Annotated in this window: 6 protein-coding genes; all 6 read left to right on the forward strand. The window is 46.3% G+C overall.

Going from position 1 to position 8,911, the window contains the following annotated elements; translation table 11 throughout:
* Window positions 1-448 precede the first annotated feature (448 nt).
* A complete protein-coding gene (locus HMPREF2955_RS12055) occupies window positions 449-1,555 on the forward strand; it encodes a glycosyltransferase family 4 protein (RefSeq protein ID WP_083317721.1) in 1,107 nt (368 codons plus the stop codon).
* Window positions 1,552-2,124, forward strand: coding sequence for a sugar transferase (locus HMPREF2955_RS12060; RefSeq protein ID WP_070723712.1), 573 nt, complete (start codon window positions 1,552-1,554; stop codon window positions 2,122-2,124). The genes HMPREF2955_RS12055 and HMPREF2955_RS12060 overlap by 4 nt, the downstream gene beginning before the upstream one ends.
* Before the next feature lie 247 nt (window positions 2,125-2,371).
* Window positions 2,372-4,534, forward strand: coding sequence for an outer membrane beta-barrel family protein (locus tag HMPREF2955_RS12065; RefSeq protein WP_070723713.1), 2,163 nt, complete (start codon window positions 2,372-2,374; stop codon window positions 4,532-4,534).
* Between the two features lie 161 nt (window positions 4,535-4,695).
* A complete protein-coding gene (locus HMPREF2955_RS12070) occupies window positions 4,696-5,682 on the forward strand; it encodes a DUF4922 domain-containing protein (RefSeq protein WP_083317722.1) in 987 nt (328 codons plus the stop codon).
* A 277-nt stretch (window positions 5,683-5,959) separates the two neighbouring features.
* Entirely contained in the window at window positions 5,960-7,288 is a 1,329-nt protein-coding gene (locus HMPREF2955_RS12075; protein WP_070723714.1) for a SpoIID/LytB domain-containing protein, read from the forward strand.
* Window positions 7,289-7,474: 186 nt separating this feature from the next.
* On the forward strand, window positions 7,475-8,809 hold the full coding sequence (locus HMPREF2955_RS12080) for an MFS transporter (RefSeq protein WP_070723715.1): 1,335 nt from the start codon (window positions 7,475-7,477) through the stop codon (window positions 8,807-8,809).
* Window positions 8,810-8,911 lie beyond the last annotated feature (102 nt).

Below are 8,911 nucleotides of genomic sequence, written 5' to 3' on the forward strand. Positions count from 1 at the left end.
TCCTAAGAGGGAATTAACTGAATTACCCTAATTACACTTTATAGTGACAGAAAAGATGGCCCTTAGTGCTATACGCACGATGCACTTAACATCCCCCATCCATGCAAAGTTAATATATTTCTTTGTTTTTTACGTTTCAAATCCACATTCTTTTTATCTTCACCGCATAACGATTGTCCAAGCCACCTTAAATAAAGGCTGCTGAGAATGTCTTCATATGGTTTTCCAACAGCGTAAATTGAAATGTTTTTTTGTATTACAAATAAGCCAAAACGGCATTATGAGACCACTTTCCCTGCAAGCCTCCTCCATCATTGTCGGCTCTGCACCACCGCATAAGGCTAGGCCTAATCCTGTAAAATAACATAAAATTAACGCTTTAAATTTGCTTTCACATGCAATATAATTGCACAAACAGAGTTTGTTACTATATAAAAGACTAACAACTATGATGATGAATGAGGCATTGCCAATAATCATTGCTTTTCTACTAAGCGTGTGTTTTGGGTTCGTTTTCATCCCTGGAATACTGAATTTCTGCAAGGAGAAGAACATCTACGACATACCTAACCAACGAAAGGTGCACAAAACGTTGGTGCCCCGACTGGGCGGTTTGGCGTTCGTTCCTGCCATAACCTTGTCGATAATAGTAGCTGTTGGCGTAATGAGCGTTGGCTTTACCGAACCAAAGATACAAGTAAGCCTATGGAGCATGGCATTCTTGGCCAGTTTGTTGCTGGTTTATGCCACAGGCGTTGTAGACGATCTCATTGGGCTTAACGCACACGTGAAGTTTGCTGTGCAGGTGGTTACAGCTTGCGCACTACCCCTTTGTGGACTTTACGTAAACAACCTTTATGGTTTTATGGGCGTACACGAAGTGCCTTATTGGCTGGGATTTCCCCTCACTGTATTCATCATCGTGTTTATAGACAACGCCATGAACCTTATTGATGGTATCGACGGGTTGGCCGCAGGTTTGTCTATTCTAGCCCTTTTGGGCTTTCTGTTCGTCTTCGGCAATGCACAACTTATACCATACGCCGTTATCGTGGCCTCGGCTATCGGCATACTGATACCCTACATGCGCTTTAACATCTGGGGTAAAGCCGAACAAAACCGCAAGATTTTCATGGGCGATTCGGGTAGCCTAACGCTAGGTTTCATCCTCGGTTTCCTCTTTGTGAAGTCGGCCATGCACAATCCACCGCTCATGGCGGCATCTCCCGAACGCTTTGTACTGGCTTATAGCCTGCTCGTTGTGCCCGTTTTCGATGTGGTTCGGGTTGTTCTGCATAGACTCCGCACCCGTCAGCCCTTGTTCTCTGCCGACAAAAATCACATTCACCATAAGCTAATGCGCTTGGGTATGACCCAGCATCAAGCCCTCATATTTATCCTTGGGCTTGCCATTGCCTATGTTGCCATGAACCTTTTGCTTTTCCCACTAGTCTCGATAACGGGTATCGTACTGATAGATGTGGCCACTTTCACCCTCTTTCAGCTTTTGCTTACTCGCAAGGTAGAACGAAAAGAATTGAAGATTGCAGCATGAAAAGACTGTTCGACCTCATCGTTTCGGCTCTTTGCCTCGTGATTTTCTCACCGCTTATCTTGCTTTGTGCCATCGCCATAAGACTAGACGATGGCCTACCTGTTATCTATACGCAAGAGCGTATCGGGCGTAAAGGAAGGCCTTTCTTTATCTATAAGTTCAGAACAATGCGCATGGATGCCGAAGAAAACGGCCCTATGGTACTGGAAGTAGATGGCGACGACCGACTTACACGTGTGGGTAAGTTTCTTCGCGAGCACCATCTCGACGAGTTGCCGCAGCTTTGGAACGTGTTTAAGGGCGATATGTCTTTCATTGGACCACGCCCCGAACGCCGTTTTTACATCGAACAGATTATGGCAAAAGATGCTCGTTACGAACAACTTTACGCCTTACGCCCAGGTGTAACGTCGTATGCCACGCTATATAACGGTTATGCCGACAGCATCGAAAAGATGCTTAAACGCCTGGAACTCGACTTATACTACCTGCAAAACCGCTCTTGGTGGATGGACACGCGCATTTTAGCCTGCACGTTCTTTAAGATTGCGGGCGGTAAGAAATTTTAGTTTCCTCTCCTCGGCAGCCCTCCTCGGTTTCATCTGCCAGCCATCCTTTGTTTCGTCCGCAAACTTCCATCGGCTTAGTAGGCCACAACTTATTCCAAATAAGTAGCATACTAACTAGCAACCAGCACATTCCCCACCCATCTTCTTTGTTAAAAGAACATCTCGCGGCAAAACTCCACTTTATTTTGCCTGCAAATAAGATTGAAAAATCGTAACTTTGCAATTACACAACAATCTAACCCCACGTATGCAAAAGTTCATATCCTTAACATTGATAACACTTTCGTGTCTTTCATCTTATGCTCAGGTGGAACAACAAAGTTCGTTACCCACAAAAGAGGACACAACAGCCATAGACAGTGCCGACTATTGGAGAAAACTCGACTTAAACGAGGTTATAGTCATTGCCGAAAAAACGGTGATTGACCACAAACCCGACCGCATAGTGTATTACACAAAAAACGACCCATATGCAAAAGGGCTAAACGGAGTGGAAGTAATGCGTCGTCTTCCGCGTGTGTCTGTCGTAAACGAAGCAGTAAACGTTGCAGGTAAAGCCAACGTTCGATACATCATTGACGGGCGATTGCTGGAAACTTCCGAAAGCGAAACCTTGATGAAACTAAAATCCCTGCGTGCAGACAACATCGAACGAATAGAACTTTTCACCCTAGCTCCTGCCAAATATCCTGCTGCCGACAACGTGTGTTATATCGCCATCAAGACAAAACGTGACGAAACACTTGGTGTAAGTGGCAACGTGGACGCCAATCTCATCGTCAAAGAAAGCCTCAATAGCTATTTTGGAGGCGGCATTAGGCAAGCAACAAAACGCGTGGACTACTCCATAGACCTTAATTTCAACCGAAACAAGGGTATCAACGACATCATTAGAGAGTACACTTTTGCCGACCACATTAAGCAGTCGCAACGTAGAAACGATTTCACCAACAAGCTTTTTAACCTTAACGCCTTGCTGAAATACAGGCCAACCGCTACAATTGAAACAGGCCTTATGCTTAACCTTGGCACAGAACGACTGAAAAACGAATTACAAGACCTAACCATCGACCGCGGACTTAACTTTCGTTCGCATGCCCATTCACCATCCAACCCCATTAATGCCACTACTCTAACAGGGTATGCCGATTGGAATTTAGACAACAAAGGCAAACTGTTGAGCCTAACATACAACTACTTTAACAAGGCAACCAAGTCCACCTCGCACATTAGCACCACCGAAGGCGCATCGTCATCGATGATGAACAATTCAGGAAACAACAACTACAAGATACACGCTGTCAAGCTAGACGCTACACTCCCTTTCAATGCCGCCAACATGGAAATAGGTGCAGCCTATACGTCTATTAGCAACACATCTGCCATAAGCACAGAAACTCTTACAGGTGGTGTGTGGACTAAGCTACTAGGACAAAACAATAACTTCCGTTATACAGAGAAAACAAACGCCGCTTACGTAAGCCTTTCGAAAGATCTTAGTCCCAAATGGTATGCTCAAGCTGGTCTTAGGTTCGAGCACACCCACCTTACGGGAAGGAATGTAGCCGAGCATAACAAGCAATCTTACAACCGTCTTTTCCCCACACTCAACCTAAGTTATAGGGCGGAAACAGGCTATTCCCTATCCGCTGCTTATTCCATGGGGATTAACCGACCACGATTTAGCGACCTTAACCCATTTAGATACTACACCACAACTACCGATTACGTATCGGGTAACGCCTATTTGTCGGCAAGTATCACTCACAATGCCGAACTTTCTTTTAGCCATAAAGGACTGTATGCCGTTGCTTATGCCTACCAGTTGAAAGACGGCGTAGGCTATGTAACACGATTTACCCCAGACAACTCACAATACACAACTCCCCAAAACTACATCGACTATCGAAAATATGGTGTATATGCCAGCTATCAAAAGAACTTTACTGCATGGTGGAACGTGAAAGTGGGTGGTGAATTGTTTTATGCCAAGTCTCAATCTAGCATTGACGACAGTCAACCTTCCAACTCCACGAGTTGGAGTGGAAAACTAGAAGGAACTAGCGACGTCGCTTTCAACAGTCAACGCACGTTGCTTTTCACCATACAATATCTCCACATGTTTCCCCACGACGAAGATTTAGTTAGGTATAAAGCCCTTAGCTTACTCAACGCAAGCCTGCGTTGGCAACTTATTAACGGCCGTCTCCAATTAAACCTCTCTGCAAGTGACCCCTTCTTACAAAACATTACGCGAGCCATAAAACGCTATTCAAACTATAACGAATATACAGAAACTAACGCACATGTACGCAACGTATCGCTCAAAATAACCTACCTGTTCGGCGGAAAGAGTGTGAGAGATGTATATAAGGATAACAAAGAAACAGAGTCTAACAGAAGTTATTAGGCCGTTTTTCGGCGAAACGAAAGAAAGACTTCCTTTGCTAGCCGTTCCATTCCTTTTCATTGCCACCTTTTCTCAAAACCATTAATCTTGCATCAACTTGCTTTTATTACGTTTATTTTTTGTAAGTTTGCATCTATAATAACTAAACCTGTTTTTGCGATATGGAAATTAAAGACGGCCAAGGCACGACCAAAGCCACAGAAGTGCAAGGCCAAGATGTATTGAACCGCTTTTTTGAAGAACAATTGCAAGTGTGGCCCGACGCTCAACAGCGTTTCAACGACTTGAAGGGCGTATTGCTCAAAGCCGTAACATGCGCAGGCATGCCATTTTACGTGCAATGCAATCCTGCGCGCCTTGTTTCCACTGGCGCAAAGATTGATAAAGCAGCGTTGGCACAACGTCCCTGCTTTCTATGCGAGAAGAATAGGCCAGCGGTTCAAACGCAAATACCCATCGACAACGACTTCGAGTTGTTGGTTAACCCTTTCCCCATCCTGCCATTGCATTTCACCATACCCGCAAAAGTTCACCAACCGCAACTTATTCGCGAACACTATGGCAAAATGCGCAGAATACTTGAATGTTTCGAACACCTTATCGTGTTTTATAATGGGCCAAAATGCGGGGCATCTGCACCCGACCACATGCACCTGCAAGCAGGAACAGGCATCCATTTGCCCTTGCGCGACAACTGGGAACTGCTTTACAGCAATCGCCAAACACTGCTATCCTCACCCGACGGCTCTGAACTTGCAGCCATCAACAACTATGCTTGCCCAGCATTTACCATCGTGGGGCGCGACGCCAAGGCCGACAACACACTCTTCGAAACCCTTTATAAGGCTTTACCGCAACGCGAAGACGAAACCGAACCGATGTTTAACATCTTAAAATGGCGCGAAGGCGAAACATATATCACTGTAGTGATACCACGCGACAAGCACCGCCCTGCCTGTTATTCGGCCGAAGGAGATGCGCAAATGCTCATCAGTCCGGGGGCGTTAGACATGGCAGGACTGGTTATCACGCCCCGAAAAGAAGATTTTGAACGCCTAAACACGGCCCTACTTGAATCCCTATATAAAGAGGTGGGCATGCCAACCACAACTTTCGAAGACGTGAAACGGAAAATAATGAGGAGTTAAGGAGTTATGGAGTTAAGGAGTTAAGCCAAATGTCTGCGAGGCTTTAAGCATATTTGTTCGTAAATTAACGAGTTAACAAGTGGACAAGTTAACAAGTTGACGAGCTAACAAGTGGACAAGTTAACAAGTTGACGAATTGATAAGAGAACGAGATAACAAGCTGATAGTTCTTTTCACCAGTACTAGTTGACAAGTTAATAGGCGCAGCCATCTTTTCACCTTTTCACTTTTTCACCCTTTCACCTTTAAAAGCCCTTTCACCTTTAAATAACAACTTATGAACCCAGAATACAAAGCAACGCCCCAAGTATCGGTGGGCATTATGAACGGTACGGAAATTGTTTTCGTGCTAAACACGCCATATCAGGTTAACAACAGCGAAGCACAAGGCCAGCAAACGGTTTGCCTGAACAAAGGTCGCATTGTTTGGAACGGACAAGAATACGACCATCTTACCTTCGAACCAACTTCTGCCGAGGCCAACTTCTCGCTCCACAACGTAACCATCGGTGTTAATTTTCATTGGGAGCAGCAACAAACGCAAACCTTTAAGGGCGCACTGCGCTTTGTGATAGATGGCAACAAGATTGTGGCCATCAACCAATTGTCGGTAGAAAACTACCTGGAAAGTGTCATTTCTAGTGAAATGAGTGCCACATCAAGCCCCGAATTACTGAAAGCTCACGCCGTTATATCGCGCAGTTGGCTATTGGCACAGATACAAAACCGCGATAAGAAAACCACAACAACAGGTGCTGCGGCCTTTGTAATGAACGAAAACGAAATCGTTAAATGGTACGACCGCGAAGATCACACGCTCTTCGACGTGTGCGCCGACGACCATTGCCAACGCTACCAAGGCATAACTAAGGCTACAAGCAAGCACGTTGCAGAGGCTGTGCAGGCCACACGCGGACAAGTGTTGCTATCAGAAGAGGGGATTTGCGATGCCCGTTTTAGCAAATGCTGCGGCGGAATGGTAGAAGAATACCGCTATTGCTGGGAAGACGAAGACAAGCCTTACCTTAAAGTGGTGCGCGACTTGCCTAACCCGGCCGTAGACTTAGACCTAACCAACGAAACCAACAGCGAGGCTTGGATACGCTCTACCCCCGATGCCTTCTGCAACACACGCGATACACGCATACTATCGCAGGTGCTTAACGACTTCGACCAAACCACAAAGGACTTCTATCGCTGGCGCGTGGAATATACACAAGCGCAGGTTGGCGAACTGCTAAAAAAGAAATTGGGCATTGATTTTGGCCTGATTACGGCCTTCGAACCCATCGAAAGGGGTAAGAGTGGGCGTTTGTCGCGCTTGAAAATCGTTGGAACAAAGCGCACACTAACGCTTGGCAAGGAACTGGAAATACGCCGCGCACTTAGCGAAAGCCACCTTTATAGTTCGGCATTCGTGGTAGACGTGGCCGAACGTGATGCCGAAGGAGTTCCACTTCGTTTCGTCTTTACGGGCGCAGGATGGGGACATGGCGTGGGCCTGTGCCAGATTGGGGCAGCCGTGATGGGCGAAAAAGGGTACGCCTACCATGAGATTTTGGCGCATTACTACCCAGGAGCCGAACAAAAACGCCTCTATCCGTAGATAGATGCTTAAGGTTATGAGTTGTTGAGGTTGTTGAGGTTGCTGAATTGCTGAGTTGTTGAGTTCGTGAGGTTTTGAGTTGTAGAGCTCAATGTAGCACACGACAAAACGCACAAACTCAACAACGCACAAACTCAACAACTCACGAACTCATAACCTCACGAGCTTATAAACTCATAAACTAACATGACCACAAACAAAGAAACACCGTGGAGATGGGTGCCGTCAATATACTTCGGCACGGGAACAGCACAAGCCGCCATCGCCACACTTGCGCTTTTGCTCTACAAACAATTGGGATTGAGCAACGCAGAGATAACCCTCTACACGGGGTTGTTGTTTCTGCCGTGGCTGTTACGCCCGCTGTGGTCGCCGTTCTTGGGTCTCATTCGCACCCCACGTTGGTGGATTGTGTCCATGCAACTGATGCTTGGCGTTGCTTTGGGTGGCGTTGCTTTCACCATTCCCACAGCCCATTGGCTACAAGGCACGTTCGCTTTTCTAGGGCTATTGGCCTTCGCCTTAGCCGTTCACGAGACAGAAGCCGACGTGTTTTATCACGATACGGTTAAGGGCAGCACGCGTTCGGGCCTTTCTAGCATGCCAAACACATTCCGTTTGCTGGCCTTTATCTTCGTTCAAGGTTTCTTAGTGATGGTGGCAGGCAACCTACAACTGCTCTATCGCAATAGCATCAGCCTATCGTGGAGCCTTATTTTCTATTCCGTTGCAGGGCTTTTCATTCTTTCATGGTTATGGCACCGCACATCGTTGCCTAGTCCTTACAACGAGTCCATCCACCTTTTAAGGCGGCAACAGCGGCGCGAACAATTTGCAGAACGATGGCAAGAGGTAAAGAAAGACATCCTTTCGTTCTTCGCCCAACATCCACGCCAACAACTTGCAGCCGTGTTTTGTTTCACATTCTGTTTCTTATTGCCCGAAACGCTCACGTCGAAAGTGGCCATGCTCTTTCTTGTAGACTCCAATCACAATGGCGGACTGGGACTGTCGCCACAAGAATTTGGCCTTACTTACGGCACAGTGGGCGTTGTAGGACTTATCGCCGGCAGCGTATTAGGCAAGGCAATCATTGCCACAAAAGGCTTACGAACCATCGTTTTGCCCTTATCTGTGGCCATTTTACTGCCCAATGCACTTTATATTTTGCTTAGCGAAACACAGCCTACAAGCCTAGGCATTATTAACCTTTGCATCTTTATCGGACAAACGAACTTAGGTTTGGCCTTAGTTACCTATTGGACGACTTTGAAGTCCATCAGCAAAGCTTTGGGCAACCATACCGTTTACATCCTCCTTACATCCGTTTTGGCGTTGGCCCAAATGGTTCCCAGCATGCTTTCGGGTGCATTGCAAGAGTGGCTTGGCTACAACAACCTCTTCTTAATAGCCCTCGCATGCGGCATTCTCTCGCTAGCGGGATGCGTTTGGATAAGGCCCATGCTGCTAAACAAAAGCAAAGCCGATGCAGAAAACAACAAAAACATAGACATCTCTTAAACCCAAATCGGTAGTTAGAGCCTGTACAAAGGCTTTTGTACTGCCGCTACAAGCCTTTTGTAGTCGCACTACAAGCCTTTTGTAGTCGTGCTACAAGCCTTT

It is taken from the genome of Prevotella sp. HMSC073D09 (assembly GCF_001814145.1).
GTDB lineage: Bacteria > Bacteroidota > Bacteroidia > Bacteroidales > Bacteroidaceae > Prevotella > Prevotella conceptionensis.